General features: G+C 71.3%; 15 protein-coding genes and 1 riboswitch. Of the genes, 7 read left to right on the top strand and 8 right to left on the bottom strand.

Going from position 1 to position 21,075, the window contains the following annotated elements; translation table 11 throughout:
* Nucleotides 1–487: 487 nt before the first annotated feature.
* Nucleotides 488–1,036 (bottom strand): MarR family transcriptional regulator, encoded by a 549-nt coding sequence (locus AB0M87_RS18665; RefSeq protein WP_365854108.1) that lies wholly within the window; start codon nucleotides 1,034–1,036, stop codon nucleotides 488–490.
* Between the two features lie 178 nt (nucleotides 1,037–1,214).
* Between AB0M87_RS18665 and AB0M87_RS18660 the strand changes: the two genes are divergently transcribed.
* Entirely contained in the window at nucleotides 1,215–2,483 is a 1,269-nt protein-coding gene (locus AB0M87_RS18660; protein WP_365854156.1) for an MFS transporter, read from the top strand.
* A 45-nt stretch (nucleotides 2,484–2,528) separates the two neighbouring features.
* Here the strand turns inward: AB0M87_RS18660 and AB0M87_RS18655 are convergent, their stop codons facing one another.
* The gene (locus AB0M87_RS18655; RefSeq protein ID WP_365854106.1) at nucleotides 2,529–4,169 is read right to left on the bottom strand and encodes an ATP-binding SpoIIE family protein phosphatase; all 1,641 of its coding nucleotides are present in this window, start codon (nucleotides 4,167–4,169) and stop codon (nucleotides 2,529–2,531) included.
* Nucleotides 4,170–4,313: 144 nt separating this feature from the next.
* Nucleotides 4,314–5,690, bottom strand: a complete 1,377-nt coding sequence (locus AB0M87_RS18650; RefSeq protein WP_365854104.1) for an NAD(P)/FAD-dependent oxidoreductase — start codon at nucleotides 5,688–5,690, stop codon at nucleotides 4,314–4,316.
* A 326-nt stretch (nucleotides 5,691–6,016) separates the two neighbouring features.
* Here AB0M87_RS18650 and AB0M87_RS18645 point away from each other — a divergent pair, with 326 nt between their 5' ends.
* Both AB0M87_RS18645 and AB0M87_RS18640 read left to right on the top strand, forming a co-directional pair.
* Entirely contained in the window at nucleotides 6,017–6,829 is an 813-nt protein-coding gene (locus AB0M87_RS18645) for a helix-turn-helix domain-containing protein (RefSeq protein WP_365854102.1), read from the top strand.
* A 190-nt stretch (nucleotides 6,830–7,019) separates the two neighbouring features.
* Nucleotides 7,020–8,975, top strand: coding sequence for a sigma-70 family RNA polymerase sigma factor (locus AB0M87_RS18640; protein WP_365854100.1), 1,956 nt, complete (start codon nucleotides 7,020–7,022; stop codon nucleotides 8,973–8,975).
* A gap of 117 nt (nucleotides 8,976–9,092) precedes the next feature.
* On the opposite strand, the gene AB0M87_RS18635 is transcribed toward AB0M87_RS18640, so the two are convergent.
* A complete protein-coding gene (locus AB0M87_RS18635) occupies nucleotides 9,093–11,168 on the bottom strand; it encodes an asparagine synthase-related protein (RefSeq protein ID WP_365854098.1) in 2,076 nt (691 codons plus the stop codon).
* Nucleotides 11,169–11,740: 572 nt separating this feature from the next.
* Between AB0M87_RS18635 and AB0M87_RS18630 the strand changes: the two genes are divergently transcribed.
* The 4 genes from AB0M87_RS18630 (at nucleotide 11,741) to AB0M87_RS18615 (ending at nucleotide 16,885) form a co-directional block, all read left to right on the top strand.
* Nucleotides 11,741–13,162, top strand: coding sequence for an MFS transporter (locus AB0M87_RS18630; protein ID WP_365854096.1), 1,422 nt, complete (start codon nucleotides 11,741–11,743; stop codon nucleotides 13,160–13,162).
* Between the two features lie 104 nt (nucleotides 13,163–13,266).
* Nucleotides 13,267–14,511, top strand: a complete 1,245-nt coding sequence (gene lhgO, locus AB0M87_RS18625; RefSeq protein ID WP_365854094.1) for an L-2-hydroxyglutarate oxidase — start codon at nucleotides 13,267–13,269, stop codon at nucleotides 14,509–14,511.
* A gap of 70 nt (nucleotides 14,512–14,581) precedes the next feature.
* Entirely contained in the window at nucleotides 14,582–15,418 is an 837-nt protein-coding gene (gene trmB / locus AB0M87_RS18620; protein ID WP_365854092.1) for a tRNA (guanosine(46)-N7)-methyltransferase TrmB, read from the top strand.
* A 114-nt stretch (nucleotides 15,419–15,532) separates the two neighbouring features.
* On the top strand, nucleotides 15,533–16,885 hold the full coding sequence (locus tag AB0M87_RS18615; RefSeq protein ID WP_365854154.1) for a PrsW family intramembrane metalloprotease: 1,353 nt from the start codon (nucleotides 15,533–15,535) through the stop codon (nucleotides 16,883–16,885).
* 5 nt (nucleotides 16,886–16,890) lie between these two features.
* Here AB0M87_RS18615 and AB0M87_RS18610 read toward each other — a convergent pair whose 3' ends face one another.
* The 4 genes from AB0M87_RS18610 to AB0M87_RS18595 form a co-directional block, all read right to left on the bottom strand.
* Nucleotides 16,891–17,835, bottom strand: a complete 945-nt coding sequence (locus AB0M87_RS18610; RefSeq protein WP_365854090.1) for an aldo/keto reductase — start codon at nucleotides 17,833–17,835, stop codon at nucleotides 16,891–16,893.
* 64 nt (nucleotides 17,836–17,899) lie between these two features.
* Nucleotides 17,900–18,967, bottom strand: a complete 1,068-nt coding sequence (locus AB0M87_RS18605) for a M23 family metallopeptidase (protein ID WP_365854088.1) — start codon at nucleotides 18,965–18,967, stop codon at nucleotides 17,900–17,902.
* Between the two features lie 11 nt (nucleotides 18,968–18,978).
* Nucleotides 18,979–19,120: riboswitch (cyclic di-AMP (ydaO/yuaA leader) on the bottom strand.
* Nucleotides 19,121–19,333: 213 nt separating this feature from the next.
* Nucleotides 19,334–20,485: a PP2C family protein-serine/threonine phosphatase gene (locus AB0M87_RS18600; protein WP_365854152.1), complete on the bottom strand. Its 1,152-nt coding sequence runs from the start codon at nucleotides 20,483–20,485 to the stop codon at nucleotides 19,334–19,336.
* 124 nt (nucleotides 20,486–20,609) lie between these two features.
* Complete coding sequence (locus AB0M87_RS18595) at nucleotides 20,610–20,990, bottom strand: hypothetical protein (RefSeq protein WP_365854086.1); 381 nt, start codon at nucleotides 20,988–20,990, stop codon at nucleotides 20,610–20,612.
* Nucleotides 20,991–21,075: the final 85 nt, after the last annotated feature.

Raw genomic sequence — 21,075 nt, 5'->3', positions numbered from 1 at the left:
CACCCGCAGAACATTCTCTGGGGTTTTCCTCCGGGCTTCCCTTCGGTCTTGCGTTTCCGACTCTATCAGACTCTTTCGTGTCCGATTCCCGGCCGACGGGGTCCGCTTTCCAGTTCCGCGCTTTCGCGTTTCTCTTTCCGGCGATTCCGACTCTATCAGAACCTTTCGGCGCTGACTCCCAGTCAGATCGGGCTGTCCTCCCGGCCCGTTGGGCCGTTCCGACGTCTCAAACCCTAGCGGATTTCCCGCGTGACTCATAATCGAGTCGCCGAGTTCGAATTCAGGCAGGCCTGAATTCTCCCCGGTGGGAGATCGTGCTGAGTTTGTTTGCCGCATTCGCGGCGGATCGGCTGTCGCAGAACCGTTCCGGCTCCGTGACAACTCGAAGAACTTTACAGACCCACTGGATGGGCGTCAACCCGCCCCGATGGCTGCTGTCAACCGAGTTCCGGCGTCCGGGGCGGCGGACACCGCGGAGCAGCCCGCCTCATTCCAGGTCGGTGAGTCGGCCGCCGGCGTCCGGCTGGGCGTCTTCCACCCGGCGGAGCAGTACGTCCAGCATCTCCCCGAGTGCCGCACGATCCTCGGTCGACAGGTCCTGGAGCAGGTCTGCCTCGAAGGTCGTCGCCATCCTCATGGCCTCGAGCCACTTCGCGCGACCCTCGTCCGTGAGCTCGACGATCACTCGTACCCGGTTGTTCTCGTCCCGGTCCCGGGTGACGAAGCCTTCGCCGGCCATCCGGTCGATGCGGTGGGTCATCGCGGCCGGCGTGAGGCCAAGGCGCTTGGCCAGCTCGCCGGGGCCCATTCGGTAGGGGGAGCCGGCGAGGACCAGGGTCTTCAGTACCTCCCACTCCGTTTTGCTGATGCCCAGGGCCACGACCTGCCGCCCGTACGCGACGTTCATGCGGCGGTTGAGGCGGTCCAGGGCCGAGACGACCTTCTCGACCTGAGGGTCAAGATCGCGGAATTCGCGCTGATAGGCGGCGATCTGCTCGTCGAGCGTCGGCTCCTGGGCGCGGGGGGTCTCTGGCATGCCGGCGAGTATCCCACGTAAGTCGTTGGCGTCGAAGTCCTTCGTTGTGTACTGTTGAGGTTCAAAGTTTAGTATCGAAGTCTTCACGTTCAAGCTACGTAGCTTCGAACTGAACGGATTTCAACCAGAGACAAGTTCCCAGAGACGAACGAGAGACAGGTGAGTGGTGACCAAGGCGATGGGTGCCGCGATGCGCCGGATTCAGGCAGGCACCGCGCTGAGCGCGTTCGGCATCGGCTTCACGGTGCCGTATCTGTACATCTATGTGTCCCAGGTGCGGGACCTCGGCTCGAGCACGGCGGGTGCCGTGCTCGCCATCTTTGCCGTGGCGGCGCTGGTCGTGCTGCCCTTCACCGGCCGCGCCATCGACCGGCGCGGGCCGCTACCGGTCCTGGTGGGTGCCGCCGTGCTGTCCGCCATCGGTGCGATGAGCATGGGGCTGTCGGCCGGCGTCAGCACCGTGGTGCTGTCCGCCGCCCTGCTCGGGGCCGGTACAGCCGTGATGCAGCCCGCGCTGGCCACGATGATCGTCTGGTGCTCCAGCCCCTCGACCCGCACCCGGGCCTTCGCCCTGCAGTTCTTCCTGCAGAACCTCGCGCTCGGCATCGGCGGGCTGGTCGGCGGCCAGATCGTCGACGCCGACCGGCCCGGCAGCTTCACTCTGCTGTTCGGCATCGAGTCCGCGATGTTCCTGGTGCTGGCCGGGATCGCCGCCTCCGTGCGGCTGCCCCGTACCCCCGGTGTGGAGTTCGCGCCGCAGGCGAAGGGCGGCGGGTTGCGGGCGTTGCTGCGACACCGCGCCATGGTGCAGCTCTGTGTGCTGGGCTTCGTGGTCTTCTTCGCCTGTTACGGACAGTTCGAGTCCGGCCTCGCCGCCTACGGGACCGAGGCAGCCGGCATTCAGCCCGCCACGCTGGGCATCGCGCTGGCCGCCAACACCGCGGTGATCGTCGCGGCGCAGTTCGTGGTGCTGAAGGTCGTGGAGCGGCGTCGGCGGTCCCAGGTGATCGCGGCCGTCGGCCTGATCTGGGCCCTGGCCTGGATCATCGCGGGCTATGCGGGACTCGGTCACGGCAGCCAGGCCATGGCCACCGCGGCATTCGTCTCCACCTACGGGCTCTTCGGCCTGGGCGAGTCGATGCTGTCGCCGACCGTCGCTCCGCTGGTCGCCGACCTGGCCCCGGAGTCCATGGTCGGCCAGTACAACTCGGCGTTCGCACTGGTCAAGCAGCTCGCGCTGGCCATCGGTCCGGCAGTGGGCGGGCCGATGGGCGCCTCGCAGCACGCGCTGTACATCGGCACCTTCGTGGTCTTCTCCCTCGGCATCACCCTGCTGGCGCTGCGGCTGGGCCGACGTCTCACGCCCGTACAGGACCGGCCGGCGCTCGCCCACGGTTCGCGGATCGTGGCGACGCACATCCCGGAGCCCGCGGCGGCCCCTCAGTAAGGCCACTCGTCAGGGCACTCGCGCAAGGCCGCTCCCCGGCGCCGGCTACGGCAGGGCGAATTCGCACCAGACCGCCTTGCCACCGCCGGGTGTGCGGCGCGAGCCCCAGGACGAGGCGATGGTCGCGATGATCGAGATGCCCCGGCCCGCCTCGTCCACCGGGTCGGCGCGGCGGCGGCGCGGCAGATGGTCGTCGCCGTCCGTCACTTCGATGATCAGACGGCGGTCGGTGCGGCGCAGCCTCAGCCGCATCGGCGGGACGCCGTGCTGCAGGGAGTTCGCGACCAGTTCGCTGGCCGCCAGCACGCCCAGGTCGTGCAGCTCGACGGGGAACCGCCAGGACGTCAGGACGCCGGAGGCGAAGGCCCGCGCCCGGGAGGCTGCTTCCACCCCGCCGAGCAGTTCGAGCGCCGCGTTGTGGAAGAGCTCCGCGGTATGGCCCGTACGGGACGGGTGGTGGACCACCAGTACGGCGACGTCGTCGTCGTGGTCTGCGGTGACGCCCAACGCGCGGATGAGGCGGTCGCAGACCACCTGCGGGCTTCCGGTCGCGCCGGCCAGCGCGCGCTCCAGGGCGGCGACCCCCTCGTCGATGTCCTCGCCCCGGCGCTCCACCAGGCCATCGGTGTAGAGCACGGCCGCCGATCCCGGCGGCAGTGCGATCGATTCCGATGTGTGCTGCCAGCCGCCGGTCCCGAGCGGCGGGCCCGTCGGGTCGGGCGCTCGGCGGATCGAACCGTCCTCGTCCCTGACCAGCATCGGCAGGTGGCCGGCCGATGCGTAGACCAGGCGGCCCTCGTTGGGGTCGTGCACGGCGTAGACGCAGGTGGCGATCTGGCTGGCGTCGATCTCGGAAGCGAGGCCGTCGAGGAGCTGCAGCACCTCGTGCGGCGGGAGGTCGAGGCGGGCGTAGGCCCGGACGGCGGTGCGGAGCTGGCCCATGACGGCGGCCGCCCGGACACCGCGGCCCATCACATCACCGATGACCAGGGCCGTGCGCCCGGCGCCGAGGGTGATCACGTCGTACCAGTCGCCGCCGACCGCGGCGTCGGTGCCGCCCGGCTGGTAGGTGGCGGCGATCCGCAGATCGTCCGGCTGCTCCAGCTCCTGGGGCAGCAGGGAGCGCTGCAGGGTGACCGCGGTTTCGCGCAGTCGGCGTTCACTGGCCCGCAGCCGCTCGGCGGCCTCCGCGTGGTCGCTGACGTCGGCGGCGAAGACCAGCACGCCGCCCTCCTCCTGGAGGTTCTTGATGGGGGTGCAGGTGACCGTGTACGAACGCTCCCCGGGTTGGGTCCGCACCCGGCGGGACTTGACCGTGCGAGGGGTGCCGCTGCGCAGTACCTGGTCCATCAGCGGGAGCAGGCCGAGCTCGTCGAGCTCGGGCATCGCTTCTGCCGCTGCGGCCCCGGCGGGGCGGGGGCCGAAGGCGTCGGTGTACGCATCGTTGAGATAGGCGATGCGGTGCTCGGGCCCGTACACCAGGGCGACGAGGGCGGGCAGATGACCGAGCACCTCCCGGACGGACAGTTCGTCGAGCGCCGAAAGGCGGTCGGGGTCCGTTTCGGCTTCCTGGTCGGGGCGGGGTGCGTACTCACCGCGGGCTGCTGGCACGGAACTGTGATCGGGCCGCGCGGCGGCGCGGCGCTGTGTTCCGGGGAACCGGGGGCTCCAGCGCGTGAAGTTCACTGCTTTTCAAGCCTCGTTCGTCATTTCGTCCATCGATACCGGGCAGCCCGCCCCGGCGCTGCACGGCCGGGATCCGGGTGGTTCTGTGCTGGTCCGGTCCCCCTATGGTCACACGTCCAGTGTGACCCACGGCACTGACAGGCGTCAGTCCCGCTTGCGGCGCTCGCCGCCCGCGGCCCATTCGAACTCGGCGCGCGGATGCTCCAGCGAGCCGAGTGAAACGATCTCCCGTTTGAAGAGCCCGGCAAGTGTCCACTCGGCGAGCACCTTGGCCTTGCGGTTGAAGGTGGGGACCCGGCTGAGGTGATACGCGCGGTGCATGAACCAGGCAGGGTAGCCCTTCAGCTTCCGGCCGTAGACATGGGCGACGCCCTTGTGGAGGCCGAGCGAGGCGACAGAACCGACGTATTTGTGCTCGTAGTTCCTGAGTGGCCGGCCGTGCAGCGAGGCGATGAGGTTTTCGGCGAGGACCTTGGCCTGGCGTACCGCGTGCTGTGCGTTGGGGGCGGTCTCCGTGCCGGGTCGGTCCGCGGTGAGGTCGGGGACGGCCGCCGCGTCGCCGGCCGCCCAGGCGTGTGCGGCGCCCTCGACGGTGAGCATCGCCGTACAGCGCAGGCGGCCGCGTTCGGTGAGCGGGAGGTCGGTGGCGGCGAGGACCGGGTGGGGTTTGACACCTGCGGTCCAGACGAGGGTCCTGTTGGGGAAGCGGGAGCCGTCGCTGAGGACCGCGACCCGGTGCTCGCAGTTGTCCAGGCGCGTGTTCAGCCGGACGTCGATGTTGCGGTTCCGCAGCTCCCGAAGGGCGTACTTCCCCATCTCGTCGCCGACTTCCGGCAGGATGCGGTCGGCCGCCTCCACCAGGATCCAGTTCATGTCGTCGGGTTCGACATTGTGGTAGTAGCGAGAGGCATAACGGGCCATGTCCTCCAGCTCGGCGATGGCCTCCACTCCCGCATAGCCCCCGCCCACGAACACGAAGGTGAGCGCGGCGTCCCGGACGGCGGGGTCGCGGGTCGAGGAGGCGATGTCCATCTGCTCGATCACATGGTTGCGCAGGCCGATGGCCTCTTCGATGCTCTTGAAGCCGATGCCGTGCTCGGCGAGACCGGGGATCGGGAGCGTACGCGCGACGGAGCCCGGCGCGATGACGAGCTCGTCGTAATGGATCTCCGCCGCGCCGGTGCCGTCCTCGGGGCCGGCGAGAGTGGTGACGGTCGCGGTGCGCCCGGCATGATCGATCGCGATGGCTTCACCGATGACGATCCGGCACTTGTCCAGGACCCGGCGGAGCGGGACGACGACATGGCGGGGCGAAATGGATCCGGCGGCGGCTTCCGGCAGGAACGGCTGATACGTCATATAGGGGTCAGGGGTGACAACTACGATCTCCGCCTCGTCGCTTCTCAGCTTCCGCTGGAGACGCAGCGCTGTGTACAGGCCGACGTAGCCGCCGCCGACAACGAGAATGCGCGGACCGGTCTGGGGTCCGGGGGGTGTCCCCGGCGGGATGGGATCAGTCACTGTCCCATGAGGCTACGGCCGCTCGGCTTTGTCCACAGGCTCGGCAAATTGTGTGACCGGATATCGCGGTTGCCGTGGGGGCCGCGCCGACCCCGTACGTATCGAGTGCCCGCAGGTCAGAGGGTGGGGCAGGTAGGGGCCGACCGGGCGGAATGGGGAGCGTTCCGGCCCATGCTCCGATCGGGGGGCGCTCCGTGCGGAACCACCCTCTTCTGAATCGACTCCGGCTCAACTATGTTCGTAGTTTGTCGGGGTCGCCGGGACTGGGCCCCCGGCGACCAGGCGGGGAGTCTCCGGGGGGAGACATCATTACCGGGGGATCAGCTATGCACATTCAGGATGCTCATTGGCAGACCGCCGCGGCAGCGGACGGAAACGGACGGGCGGGCGCGGGCACGATCACGCACTCCGCGCCTCTCCGGGTGGACGCACAGCGCAATCTGGAGCATGTACTGCGGGCGGCCCGCGAGGTGTTCGGCGAGCTGGGGTACGGCGCTCCTATGGAGGATGTCGCCCGTCGGGCGAGGGTCGGGGTCGGCACGGTGTACCGGCGCTTCCCGAGCAAGGAAGTACTGGTGCGGCGGATAGCCGAGGAGGAGACCTCCCGGCTGACCGACCAGGCGCGTACGGCGCTGGGACAGGAGGACGAACCGTGGTCCGCGCTGTCGCGCTTCCTGCGGTCCTCGGTGGCCTCGGGCGCGGGGCGGCTGCTGCCGCCCCAGGTCCTGCGGGTGAGCGTCCCGGACTCCGAGGACTGCGTCACGGTGCTCCCCGTCCGGGACGGTGGCCGGGTGCCGCAACAACGGTCCGGGTCCCGGTCCTCCGACGACGGGGACGGCGGCGACACCGACGGCGCCTCGTCGGCCGGCGGGAGTCGGGGGTCCGGGGCAGGAGTGCCCGAGCTGTCCGGCCTCTCCGAGGAGGACGCCCCGGGTTCCGCCGAACTGGTAGAGGTCGTGGGCCAGTTGGTGGACCGTGCGCGAGGCGCGGGGGCGCTCCGCGCGGGTGTCACGGTGGGCGATGTGCTGCTGGTGATAGCCACCGCGGCGCCGACGCTGCCCGAGGCGACCCAGCAGGTGGCCGCGTCCTCGCGACTGCTGGACATTCTGCTGGAGGGGCTGCGATCGCGGACCGCGTGAGTCCTGGTCGGTCCGCACGATGATCCCGGCAACTGGCTGATTCTGCCCCCTACGGGCGCGGGTCGGCGCTCCGGGCCGGGAAAACCGCCCGGATGAGTGGTTGCCGCACGAGGGCTGCCCTGTTGTGCTCCCCGCTGTGCCACGCTTGGCCGGTGTTCTGGTCCGAAGGTGTACACGGGGGCTTGCCGCGATGAGCGTTGAGGGGCGGGACGAGTCGCTCGAAAGTCTCGGCAAGCTGTCGGCTGAGGGTGGCCCCACGGATGGCCCGACGGGCGATGGTCCGACGGATGACGGTCCGACGGGCGGTCCGACGGGCGGCGAGCGGTCCAGCAGCGTGCCGCAGCAGCGACAGCGGGAGGGCGACGCACCGGACAGCGTCCTGCCGCCGCCCCGTTCGCTCGACCTGCCGCCGTCCGACGCGGAGTTGATCCAGCAGATGCGGGACGGCGCGGACGGCGCCCACCCGGACACGGCCCGAACGGACAGCGCCTATGCGGAGTTGTTCCGCCGGCACGCCGCCGCCGTGCGCCGCTATGCCCGCAGCTGCTGCCGTGACGCGGACACCGCCGACGACCTGACCGCCGAAGTCTTCGCGCGCACCCTCCAGGCGGTACGGGGTGGGGCCGGGCCCAAGCAGGCCGTGCGGGCCTATCTGCTGACCACGGTTCGGCACGTCGCCGCCACCTGGACGAAGACCGCCAAGCGGGAGCAACTGGTCGAGGATTTCGCACTCTTCGCCGACCAGGCCGCCAGGTCGTCCTCGTCCGAGGTGTCCGACCAGGACACCCTGGACCTGGGAGCCGATGTGCGGGCGATGCAGATCGCCGAGCAGTCGCTCGCCATGGAGGCGTTCCGTTCGCTGCCCGAGCGCTGGCAGGCGGTGCTCTGGCACACCACTGTCGAGAAGGAGTCACCGAGTGAGGTCGCGCCGCTGTTCGGCCTCACCGCCAACGCGACCGCTGTGCTGGCCGGCCGTGCCCGCGAGGGCCTCAAGCAGGCGTACCTCCAGGCGCATGTGAACCAGGCACTCACCGGGAGCGGCGACTGTGCGCGGTACGCCGACCGGCTCGGCGCGTACGCCCGCGGCGGGCTGCGGATGCGGGCCGAGCGGGGGCTGCGGAAGCATCTCGAGGAGTGCGCCAAGTGCCGGCTGGCGGCGGGCGAACTGAAGGACGTCAACGCCGGAATCCCGGCGCTGGTTCCGGTCGCCGTCATCGGCTGGTTCGCCGGCGGCTCCGCGCTCAAGGCTGCCGGTATCGCGGCGGGCGGCGTGGCGGGGGCAGCGGGCGCGGGGGCCGCATCCGCCACCGGCGGGGGTTCCGCGGGCGGCGGAGCCGCCGCGTCCGAGGGACTGGGCGCGCCCGTGAAGGCAGGAATCGCCGCAGGAGTGGTGGTGGCGGCCGCCGCCGGACTGGCGTTCGCCCTCGCGGGCAGTGACGCGCCGCCCCGAGCGAAGCCCGAGGCGGCCCCGCCGGCCGCACAGCCGGTCAGCCCGCCCGCACCCACGACCACCCCGCCGTCACCGCGACCGAAGCCACCGCCGCCCCCTCCTGTGCCCGCACCGCCCCGTGCCCCCGCGCCGAAACCGACCGCCGGACCGACGCCGCCGAAGCGGGCACCCGAACCGGCGCCGAAGCCGGCGCCGCCGAAGCCGCCCCCCAGCACCGAGCCCGTACCACCGAAGCCGTCCCCGAAACCGCCTCCCCCGGCGCCGACCGTGTACCGGGTGAACCGCCTCCCGTACTCCCTGCTGGGCGATCACACCGCGCCGGAGATCGACCTCGGCGGCAGCAGCTGGGTGTGGCAGCGCGGGAACCTGCGGGTGGACCGCACGGCCTATGACCACGGGATCACGGTGCACACCCCGTCCAGCGTGACCATCGAACTGAACCGCCGGTGCTCCGCTTATCAGGCATTCGCCGGCATCGACGATCTGTCGCTGGGGCTCGGCTCGGCCCGTTTCTCGGTGTACGGCGACGGGACCCGGCTGTGGCGCTCGGACGTGCTGCACGGCGGGGACCCCGCGGTGCCGGTCACCGTCGGGGTCGCGGGCCGCGGCAGCATCCGTCTGGTGGTCGAACGGGGCGGCCCTCTCGGATCGGTGGCGCTCGCCGACTGGGCGCAGTCGCAGATCAGCTGTAGCTGAGCAGTCGGGGCGCCGGTGCGGCTCCTCACGCTGCCACCGGTTCGGCTCCGGTGCGGCTCCTCACGCTGCCACCGGTTCGGCTCCGGTGCGGCTCCTCACGCTGCGCCGGTGCGGCTCCTACAGGCTGCGCCGGGGCACGACCCCGCCCGCCACGGCCCGCTGCTTCGGTGCGGCCGATCCCGTCCAGCAGGTACCGCGACGCGACAGCAGCCGCCGCAGCCACAGCTCGGTGGAGATCAGGTCCGCGAGGCCGTCCAGCGGCACCCGTTCCCCCTCCGCGGCCGCGCGCAGCGCCTTGCGGACCACCCGGGCCTCGACCAGGCCCGCATCGGCCAGCAGCGGGGCGTCGAAGAGGGCGACCAAGGTGTCGATGGATGCCCGCAGACCTTGATGGAAGGCGGCTGTCGCGGTGGGAAGGGAGGGTGCGCCCCAACCGGGCGGCAGATCGCGGATGCCCGCACCGGCCAGCACCGTACGCAGGATGGCCGCCCGCGCCCCCGGCTGAACCCGCAGCGACTCGGGGAGCACCCGGGCCGCCCGTACCACCTGGTTGTCGAGGAACGGGGCGTGCAGCCGCTGGCTGCGGACCTCCGCCGCCTGCTCGAAGACCCGGTGGTCAGCGGCGCGACGGGCCAGTGCGGCGCGGGCCCGGGCCTCGCCGGGGCGTTGCACCGAGGTAGGGCGGAGGGCCGACTCCTGGAGACGAACCGACACTTCGGCGAGCGCCTCCCCGGTCAGCCAACGCGCCGCGGGCCCCGGCCGCGACCAGGTCAGCGCGGCCAGCGAGGCGTCCAGCGTGGAGCCTTCGGCGGTCAGGAAGAAGTCACGGTCGCGGAGCCGGTCGGCGGCGGCCTCGATACCCGAGCGGTAGGGTGTACGGGCCAGTCTGCGCGCCGCCCGGTACACGGTGAACGGGACGAGGACGGAGCTGTCCGCCTTGGCCAGTGCGGTGACCGGGCGCACCAGGTGGCGCCTGCGCCGGTCCATCAACAGGTCGGCCAGCCGGGCCGGATGCGCGTCCAGCACCTGGCGTGCGCCGTCGCCCACGAAGTGGTCGGCGCTGCCTGCGGCCAGCCGCCTGCGGTGGCGTTCGGCGGTGATGAGCGAGGAGCTCGGCTCGTCCGTCAGCGGGCCGCTCTCCAGATCGGCGTAGGGCAGGGCCTCTTCACCGGCGGCGACCACCACATGGTGCAGCCGCGGGTTGGCCGCGATGGCGCCGGCCCGCTCCAGTTCGGGTTCCTGACCGCGCGCCGCCAGGTCGTTGAAGGTGACGGCGAGCAACCGCTCCCCTGCGCCGGTGCCGTGGCCCAGCAGGGTGCCGGGCACACCGGGCAGTCCCGCCGCGAGCAGGGCGAGGGTCGCCGACGCGCTGCCGCCCGACAGGTCGGCGCCGATACCGGGGGCCGGCGCGCCCCGGGCGGCCCGCCGCTCGGCGGGTCCCATGCCGGGGACCGGGCCCGGGTCGGGCGCCCGGGTCTCGGGGGCGTGGCGCGGGGCGGTGAGCCTGGCCCGTACGGCTTCGACCAGCGCGTCCCGTACACCGTCGACCGCCCGGTCGGCCTCGACCTGCGCGGCGGCCACCGCCAGCGAGGCCACCGGTTCGTATCCGGTGATCTCCCGGGAGCCCTCGCGCAGGATGAGGGCGTGGCCGGGCGGAATGCGCCGCACTCCCGCGTACGGAGTGGAGTCGCGCAGCGCCTCCGGCACGTCGGGGCAGGCGAGCAGCGCCGCCAGGTGGCCGATGTCCAGCTGGGCTTCGATCAGGTCGGCGAGCGGGAGGGCGGCGGTGGCGTAGGCGGTGCCGTTCGCCCAGGGGGTGTGGAAGACGGGTCTGGCGCCCGCCAGATCACCGATGACGGTGACCCGGCGCCCGGACTGCACGACGACCGTGTAACTGCCCGGCCATGCGGTGAGGTGGCGCAGCGCACCTCCGCGGGCGGCGAACAGGCCGACTCTGAGCTGGTCGTCGGTGGCCGCGCAACACCCCAGTACGGCAAGGCGGGTGAAGGGATCGACGGTGATCACGCGGACCTCGTCGGGCCGCCAGTCCCCGACCGCCCAGAGCGGATCGGGGTCACCCCAGAGCAGTTGCGAGCCGACGGGATGGACGGTGCGACCCTCGTCCGTGGCACCCACGGAACCGGCCTTACCGAAGGTCGCGGCGACACTGCTCCACCCCACCAACCACCGCATCGCCGCCTCCACAGGCTGTGGACAGATAAGAACGCCAAGGGCGTTCGAGTCCATGCTGCCATGACAACGGCGTAGCGGAGGGAGTACGGAAGCGCGCACCGAAATGTGAATGCGCCCCCGGCAAAGGCCAGTCGACTGTGCCCGAGAAGGGTCGCTATCCGGCCATTCTGGCGAAGGGGCACCCGTGCCCCGAACGGGACGCCGCGGGCATACGGGCTGCGGTCCGGGAGGCGTTGTCCGCCCCCCGGACCGGCTCGCCGCCCGCGGGGATTGGGGCGGCGGTATCCCCCAGCCCGCTGGATCCAGTACAGCGGGCCGACCCACGCACTGGTCATGGAAGCGCTCCCGGCGACCCCGGACCAGAGCGCACGGCCGGGCGCACGGCCACACGCGAGGAGCACGGCACGCGGTTGAAACCGCTCCGGGCGGGCAACATTCCCGCCATCCGGAACATCACCCCTTAACGGTAGGGATGCGGCGAACTACGCTGGGTTTACGAATGCCATGCACGGCTTCTCAGATCAGAGGGGTTGCCGCGACGTGGCGGCCGTCTGTGTGTCGAGGGGTGGCGCATGTCCAGGGAGCTACGCGGGCCGAACGACAAACTCGGCACCGTTCTCGCCCTCGCGGGAATCAGCAACGCCGGGCTGGCGCGCCGGGTCAACGACCTGGGCGCCCAGCGGGGTCTGACTCTTCGCTACGACAAGACCTCCGTGGCCAGGTGGGTCTCCAAGGGCATGGTGCCCCAGGGCGCCGCGCCCCATCTGATCGCCGCGGCGATAGGCGCCAAACTGGGCCGGCCGGTACCGCTGCACGAGATAGGTCTCGCGGACGCGGATCCGGCCCCCGAGGTCGGTCTCGCGTTCCCGCGCAGCGTGCATGCGGCGGTGGTGTCGGCGACCGATCTGTACCGACTCGACCTGGCCGGCCGACGCGCCGGGAGCGGCGGCATCTGGCAGTCACTTGCCGGATCGTTCGCCGTCACGGCATATGCGACGCCTGCCTCGCGATGGCTGATAACACCCGCGGATTCCTCGGTCGCCAGGGGCGCGGACGAAGTGGTGGACCCTGCCGCGCTGCGGGTCGGCCACAGTGATGTGGCGAAGCTGCGGGAGGCGGCCGAGGACGCGAGACGCTGGGACTCCAAGTACGGCGGCGGTGACTGGCGTTCCTCGATGGTGCCGGAGTGCTTACGCGTCGACGCGGCCCCGCTGCTGCTCGGTTCGTACTCCGACGAGGTCGGCCGGGCGCTCTTCGGAGCGACCGCCCAACTCACCAGACTGGCCGGCTGGATGGCCTTCGACACCGGCCAGCAGGAGGCCGCGCAGCGGTACTACATCCAGGCACTGCGGCTCGCCCGCGCGGCGGCCGACGTCCCTCTGGGCGGATATGTCCTGGCTTCGATGTCGCTGCAGGCCGTCTACCGGGGCTTCGGCGACGAAGGGGTGGACCTCGCACAGGCAGCCGTGGAGCGTAACCGGGGCCTCGCGACGGCCCGCACCATGAGTTTCTTCCGGTTGGTCGAAGCACGGGCGCACGCACGCGCCGGTGACTCGTCGGCGGCCGGCGCGGCACTGAAGGCAGCCGAGGGCTGGCTGGAACGCTCCCGCGACGGTGACGCGGACCCGTCCTGGCTGGGTTTTTACACCTACGACCGGTTCGCCGCCGATGCGGCGGAGTGCTACCACGACCTGAAGGCCCCGCGTCAGGTGCGACGCTTCACCGAACAGGCACTGTCGAAGCCGACGGAGGAGTTCGTCCGCTCACACGGGCTGCGCCTGGTGGTGAGCGCGGTGGCCGAGCTGGAGTCGGGAAACCTCGACGCGGCCTGCGCCGCGGGCACCCGGGCGGTGGAGGTCGCCGGGCGCATCTCCTCGGCCCGGACCACCGAATACGTCAGGGATCTGCTGCACCGCCTGGAGCCGTACGGTGACGAACCGAGGGTGATGGAACTGCGCGAGCGGGCCCGTCCGCTGCTCGTCGCTCCGGTGTAGCAGGCTCGTCCGGAGCAGGCGGGCGTGGAGCAGGCTCGTCGTACGGCGCTGGTTTGAGCGCGTTGTCAGTGGGCCAGTGCACTATCGGGGTGGGAGGAGGTGCGATGTCATCCGGCAAGGGCTCGATCCGTGGCGGCGCAGTCATGGACCGCGGTTTCGACTGCGACGTACTGATCATCGGCGGCGGCATCGTCGGTCTGTCGACGGCGTATGCGCTGGCCCGTGCGGCGCCCGGCCTTCAGGTGGTGGTGCTGGAGAAGGAGCACGGCACCGCCCGCCACCAGACCGGCCGCAACAGCGGAGTGATCCACAGCGGAATCTACTACCGGCCCGGATCGCTCAAGGCGCGCTTCGCCGTGCGCGGCGCGGCCGAGATGACCGAGTTCTGCCGGGCGGAGGGCATCGCGCACCGGATCACCGGCAAGCTGATCGTGGCCACCGGCCGGGAAGAGCTGCCGCGCCTGCACGCCCTCGCCCAGCGCGGCCGGGAGAACGGCATTCCGGTGCGGGAGCTGGGTCCCGCCCAGATCACCGAGTACGAACCGGAGGTCCGGGGCCTGGCCGCGATCCAGGTCGCCACCACCGGGATCGTCGACTACGGCGCGGTGGCCGAGCGGCTCGCGGCGGCCTCGGGCGCCGAGATCCGCTGCGGCGCCGAGGTGGTGCGGATCTCCCGCCGTGCGGAAGGGGTCGCGGTCGCCACCGCGGACGGTTCGGTACTGCGGGCCCGCTCGCTGGTGAACTGCGCGGGGCTGCACTGCGACCGGATCGCCCGCCTGGCGGGTGACCAGCCGGGGATGCGGATCGTGCCGTTCCGGGGGGAGTACTACACGCTGGCGCGCCCGGAACTGGTGCGTGGGCTGGTCTACCCGGTTCCCGACCCGGCGTTCCCCTTCCTCGGCGTCCACTTGACCCGCGGCATCGAAGGCGGTGTACACGTCGGTCCGAACGCGGTGCCCGCGCTGGCCCGCGAGGGGTACGGCTGGGGTGTGGTGCGCCCCGGCGACCTGGGCAGCACGCTCGCCTGGCCGGGCTCCTGGCGGATAGCCCGGCGCCACTGGCGGTACGGCGCGGGCGAGCTGCACCGTTCGCTGTCCAAGCCGGCCTTCGCAGCCGCGGTACGGCGGCTGCTGCCCGCCGTCGACGTGTCCGACCTGCGCCGCGCACCCGCGGGCGTGCGGGCGCAGGCGGTGCTCAGGGACGGCACGCTGGTCGACGACTTCCTGATCCGGGAGGCGCCCCGCACCGTCCACGTGCTGAACGCCCCGTCGCCCGCTGCGACCGCCGCCCTGCCGATCGGCCGGGAGATCGCCCGCCGGGCGCTGGCCTCGGTGGTGGTCCGAACCTGAGCGCGGCGGGCACCGCGGCGCGGCGGCGACGGGAGCGCGGCGCGGCGGCGGCCGTAGAATTGACGGCATTGTGTCCGATCTCCTGAATCCCGGCCCTGACGTCGCCCCCGCAGACGTCGCCCCCACAGACGCCCCCGGCCCGGGCGTCCCCACCGCCGGGTCCCCCGCGCCGCGCCGCGCCAAGGGTGAGCCGCGCTTCCCCGGCGGTCCCGCCGCCGACCCCGCGGGCTCCCACCACGAACGCCGCATCCGCAGCTTCCAGCCCCGCCGCAGCCGGGTCACGACCGGTCAGGGCGACGCCCTGGAGCGTCTGTGGCCGCAGTGGGGCCTGGACATCGACGGGTTGCGGGTGCTGGACCTCGACGAGATGTTCGGCGGGCTCCCGGTCGTCCTGGAGATCGGCTTCGGCATGGGTGAGGCGACCGCCCGGATGGCCGAGGCGGACCCGGACACCGGCATCCTCGCCGTCGACGTGCACACGCCCGGCCAGGGCAACCTGCTCCGTCTCGCGGAGCAGAACGGTCTGTCCAACATCCGGGTGGCCAACGGTGACGCGATCATTCTGCTCCGCGCAATGCTGACACCGGACTCGCTCGCCGGGCTCCGGGTGTACTTTCCCGATCCGTGGCCCAAGAGCCGCCACCACAAACGGCGGCTCATCCAGCCCGAGTTCCTCGACCTGGCCGCGACCCGGCTGGCACCCGGCGCCGTACTGCACTGCGCGACGGACTGGGAGCCGTACGCCGGGCAGATGCTCGACGTGCTGGCCGCGCACCCGCAGTTCCGCAACACCGCTGCGGACGGCGGCTATGCGCCGAGGCCGGCGTTCCGGCCGGTGACGCGTTTCGAGGGCCAAGGGCTCGAGAAGGGCCACGCCGTGCACGACCTGTTGTTCCTCCGCCGCTGAAGCCCGGGCGCACCCCTGCGACGGAAAGGCGATACGGCGTCGCAGATGTCAGTGCGGCTCGTTAGGGTCAATCAGGTGTACGAGTCGAGCTTGCCGCCCGGGGCGCCCCACCCCATGGTCCCGGCGTACGAGGAGCAGCCGCGCTTCGACGCCGTACCGCCCCGCGCGCACTGGCGGTACACCCCGCGCCGTGACTTCTGGCGCAGCAAGGCACTGCGCGCCGCGGCAGTGATCGTGCTGCTCGCGCTCTGCGGTCTGGTGATCCTCGCGCTGGTCCGTGAACAGACCGGCACCGAAGGGTTTTTGGTCGGGCTCGGGCTCGCCGTGCTGCCGGTACCCCTGCTGATGACGGCGTTCCGCTGGCTCGACCGGGTCGATCCCGGGCCCTGGCGCAATCTGCTCTTCACCTTCGCCTGGGGAGCCTGCGCCGCGGCCCTCGTCGCCATCATCGCCAACTCCTTCGCGACCCGCTGGGTCGCGACCGCCACAGCGGACCCGGCGAGCGCCAACACCATCGGGGCGACGGTGATAGCACCGATCGTCGAGGAGAGCGCCAAAGGGGCGGCGCTGCTGCTGATATTCCTGTTCCGCAAACGGCACTTCACCGGAATCGTCGACGGGGTCGTCTTCGCCGGCTTCACCGCGACCGGTTTCGCCTTCACCGAGAACATCCTCTATCTGGGCAGCGCCTTCGGCGAGGACAAGTCGATGGGGTTCTCGGGCCTGTCGTCGGTGACCGCGGCGACCTTCTTCGTCCGGATCGTCCTGGCGCCGTTCGCCCACCCGCTATTCACCGTCATGACCGGCATCGGCTTCGGCATCTCCGCGTCGAGCGCGCCGCACCACCGGGTGCGCCGGATCGCGCTGCCGCTTCTCGGGCTCAGCTGCGCGATGGGCATGCACGCCCTGTGGAACAGCTCGTCGGTCTTCGGCACGTTCGGCTTCCTGGTGGTCTACGGCGCCTTCATGGTGCCGGCCTTCGGCCTGGTCACCTGGCTGGCCGTCTGGACCCGGCAGCGCGAACTGCGCACCATATCGACCGAACTGCCCGCATACGCGGCAGCGGGCTGGCTGGCATCGGCCGAACCGGCCGCGCTCTCCTCGATGAAGGCCCGGTCGATGGCCCGCGACTTCGCGGCACGCAGCCACACCGTTCCGTACGCCTACCCGCAGCCGGGTGGGAGAGCCGGCCGGAGGACGGGGGCGAAGGCAGGCGCCAGAGCCGCGTCCCGGGCGGTCCACGAGTACGAGGCCTTCGCGACCACGCTGGCCTTTCTGCGGCACCGGGCCCGCCGCGGCTCGGTGGGCCCGGACTTCGTGGCGCGCGAGCAGGAGTTGCTGCACCATCTGTGGCAGCGCAAGGACATAGCCGGGCCCGCACTGCTCTACGCGGCGCAGGCCACCGGCCGGGTACGGGTGCCGCCGCCGTATCTCCACTACGGCGGCTACAACCCGTACCGGCAGTAGCGCGGTTACGCCGAAGCCGCTGTCAGGGTGGCGAGCTCCGCCTCGGTGAGCCGGAGTTCGGCGACCGCCGTCAGTGCGGGCAGCTGCTCGGGCGTACGGGCGGATGCGATCGGCGCGGCGACGGTCGGCCGGGCGGCCAGCCAAGCCAGTGCGACGGTCGCCGGCTCGGCCTCATGTGCCGCTGCCACCTCGTCGAGCGCGGCGAGCACCTTCCGCCCCCGCTCGCTCTCCAGATGTTTGGCCGCACCCGCGGCACGCACGCTGTCCACCTCCGCGCCGGGGCGGTACTTGCCGGTGAGGAAGCCGGAGGCCAGCGCGTAGTACGGCACTGCGGCCAGACCGTGCCGGGCGACGGTGTCCTGCAGCCCGCCCTCGTAGGTGTCGCGGGAGACCAGGTTGTAGTGCGGCTGAAGCGCTACGTACCGGGCCAGCCCCTCGGCCGCGGAGAAGGCGAGAGACGCCTCGAGGCGCTCGGGGCCGATGTTGGACGCGGCGATGGCACGCACCTTGCCGTCCTTCACCAGCTGGTCGAGCGCGGTGATGATTTCCTCGACCGGGACGGACGGGTCGTCGAAGTGCGTGTAGTAGAGATCGATGTGGTCGGTGCGCAGCCTGCGCAGCGACTCCTCGGCGGCGGCCTTGATGGTCCCGGCCGAGAGCCCCTTGTGCGCGGGATGTGCGCCGACCTTGGTGGCGACCACCACCTCGGAGCGGTTTCCGCGGGCGGTCAGCCAGTTGCCGATGACGGTCTCGGACTCGCCACCCTGGTTGCCCGCCACCCACGCGGAGTACGAGTCGGCCGTATCGACGAAGTTGCCGCCGGCCGCGGTGTACGCGTCGAGCACCGCGAAGGACTGCGCCTCGTCGGCGCTCCAGCCGAAGACGTTGCCGCCGAGGGCGAGCGGGAAGACATGGAGGTCGGACGTGCCGAGCCTGCAAAGAGAAGTCATAGGGCGGACAACCCCGGCACCGTCCCGCACTATTCCGTGCACGGCGCCGGGGTCGCGGGAGCCGTCAGGCGTTGATGCCCCTGCTCGCCAGCCAGGTCAGCGGGTCGATCGGGTCGCCGCCACCGGGGCGGACCTCGAGGTGCAGATGCGGCCCGGTGACATTGCCGGTGGCGCCGACATTGCCGATGACCTGCCCGGTGGTGACCTTCTGGCCGGCGCTCACGGCGATCGACGACTGGTGACAGAACCAGAGTTCCGTGCCGTCGTCGAGGGTGATGACCGTGCGATAGCCGTACGACCCCGACCAGCCGGCCGACTTGACCGTACCGCTGTGCACGGCCTTGATCGGGGTACCGGTCGGAGCGGCGAAGTCGAGGCCGGTGTGGTAGCCGGAGGACCACATCGAGCCGCTGTCACCGAAGTGCGAGGTGAGGGTGTAGGAGGCGACCGGGAGCGAGTAGCTCGCGGCCACTTTGGCGAGTCGTTCCCTCTCCGCCTTGGCCTTGGCCTCCGCCTCGGCCTTCTGCTTGGCAGCCTTCTCCTTGGCGGCTGCCGCCTCCTGCTGCTTCGCCGCCTCAGCGGCGGCCTTGGCGGCCGCTGCCTTCTCCGCCGCCACCGCGGCCTGGTCGTCGACCGCGCTCTGCTGCTGCTCGGCCTGGAGCAGGATGCGGCTCCGCAGCGCTTCGCCGGCGTTCGAGTCGCTGCCGACGGCACCGGTCGATGCGGTGCCGATCGCGGCATGGGCGGCGCCCGCTTCGGTTGCGTCACCGGACGAGGAGTGGCCGTCGATGTCCGATATCAGCGTTCCCACGCCCGGCAGCGACTCGGCGTCCGGCAGCTTGTCCTTGACGGACTGCGGAAGGTCGGGGAGGGAGATCGAGACGGGCGGCTTCGCCTGCGCGCTGGCCATGCCGCCCGCGCCGACGGCAGCGATCACGCCGACGCCGAGGACCGTGGAGCTGCGCGCGATGCCGCCGCGCTGCTTGGCCACCCGGTGCTTGCCGCGCAGCGGACGAAGGGACTCCTCGGTGGGGTTCCACTCGTCGAACGTGCCGCCGTCCTCACCGCCGAAACCGAGAGATTCGTCGTTCGGGAAGTAAAGCGTTTCGGGGGCAGGGTTGTTGGACGCCACGGAGGCGCACTCCTTTCCTTCCTTACCGCCTACCGGGTTAGCTGACGGGTTCGGAGCAGGAAGGTCTCCTACGGGCCGTTCCTTGCGGAGCTGCCCGATTCACCCCAATAAGTGGTTCCCCGGTTCCCTTGCGGGATTCGGCGCGTGCGCACGGTGTCGCCTCTTGCGACGACTGGGACAACCGCGCTGCGTTATCGAACGTTAATAGACCCACGCCCCGGAGCCAAGCCGTTCCAACTGATCATTAACGATTTTGGCCTGGACCAATCGGGGCACAAGGGGGCGGAGTCGGGCGAGTTGACGCGCGCTCAGGAAACCCTCATTGCTTGACCGTTCATCAAATGTTATGCAGAGCGGTGCGTCCGGTCACTCATCGCGACGGATTCCCCGTACGATCTCCACCGTCCTGCGCCGCGGGGGCTGATCGTCCGTCGGACGGGCCACCGCGAGCAACGCCATGTCGTCCGTCGAGTGCCCCCCGGTATGCCGCCGCACATCGTCGGACAGCGCCGTGAGCAGCTCGTCGGGCCCCGGGAAGATCCGGCCGCGCAGCCGTTCCTTCGGATCGTAGAAGACCCCTGCCGCGTTCCGCGCCTCGGACAGCCCGTCGGTGTAGAGCAGCAGCGTGGCCCCCGGCGGAAACGGCAACTCGTCGGCACGATCCGGCCAGGAGGCCACATCCGCCATCCCCAGCGGCAGCGCGGCATCGGTCGGCGTGACCGCGTCGAGCCCCCCGTCGGCGTACAGCAGGAGGGGCTCGGGATGACCGCGGTTCACCACCCGGATCCGGTCCCGGCCGCCGCGTGGCACTTCGGCGAGCGCGGCGGTGGTGAAGCCCTCGATGGCGTCGAGGCCCTCCCGCCGGGTGCCCTCCCTGGTCAGCGCACGCTCCAGACGCTGGGCCACCCCTTCCAGGCTTCTCTCCTGCTCGGCGGCCTCCCGGAAGGCTCCGATCACCACCGCCACGGCCTCCACCGCGCCGAGCCCCTTGCCCCGCACATCACCCACGATGAGCCGGACCCCGTACGGCGTGTCCTGCACCGCGAAGAGGTCCCCGCCGATGAAGGTGCCGGCCTGTGCCGCCTCGTACCGCGCCGCGACGTGCAGTCCACCGATCCGCTCGAGGGGCACCGGCAGCACCGCGCGCTGCGCGGTCTCGGCGATGACCCGGGCCGACGCGAGCTGCTCACCGCTACGGCGCACCACCCGGTTGATGATCAGCGCGAGCGCCGCCACAGTGATCACCGTGAGTAGCTCGGTGACAGCACTGGCATGGGCGCTGCTGCCGTTGTAGGCGTGGAGTCCCGCCATGGCCACGACGGCAGCCACCCCGGTCAGCAGCGTGGCTCGGAGCGAGAAGAACGGAGCGGCGATCAGCGGTGCCGCAGAGAAGAACGGCACCGGGGTGAAGGGGTCCGGAGTCGCCAGGTCGAATGCGATCCCACCGACCAGCAGCACCGGCGGCAGCGCCAGGAGGAACCGGCGTGCCGTGCCGCGCTGTGCTCGCTGCCCCACCAGTGGTCTCCTGCCCGGTCCATACCCGGCTGCGGACAGTACCGCGCCCCACCCAGGCTGTCCGCAACCACGCCGACCGGCGATCCGACGTCGGCCAACCGGGGGAACGGCTGGGCACCGGCCCGTTTCAGAAGGCCCACGCCAGCAGATCCACCGCCAGCACAGCCAGCGCCATACCCAGGAACAGCGTGTAGGCCCCCAGAACCCGCCCCCGGTCGCCCGCCGCCCACTGCCGCGTCAGCACCCACCCGAACACCACGGCCTCCGCCGCCGCACCTGCGACGCCCGCCGGCGGCCAATGGAGGCCGAACAGCAGGGCAGCAGTGGCCAGCGTATGTACCACGGCGAGCAGCGAAACGACCCGGAGCCGCCGCCCCTGCAGCACCCCGAGCCGGGTCAGCTCGTCGAGCCGCTCGAGCCCCACCCGCGCCCGCGTCAGGCCGACCAGGGCCGACGGCACGACCTCCAGCAGCAGCAGTACGGTCAGCGTGACCCGCAGAACGAACACGTCAGCCCCCTGATACGTGCCGGCGCCACCCGCCGGAGTAACGCTCGAAGGCCCGGCACATGATGTGCCGGGCCTTCGTTCACAA

This window comes from Streptomyces sp. NPDC051320 (assembly GCF_040682175.1).
GTDB lineage: Bacteria > Actinomycetota > Actinomycetes > Streptomycetales > Streptomycetaceae > Streptomyces.
The sequence above is the reverse complement of the archived record's forward strand: the minus strand, read 5'-3'. Positions and strand labels throughout refer to the sequence as shown.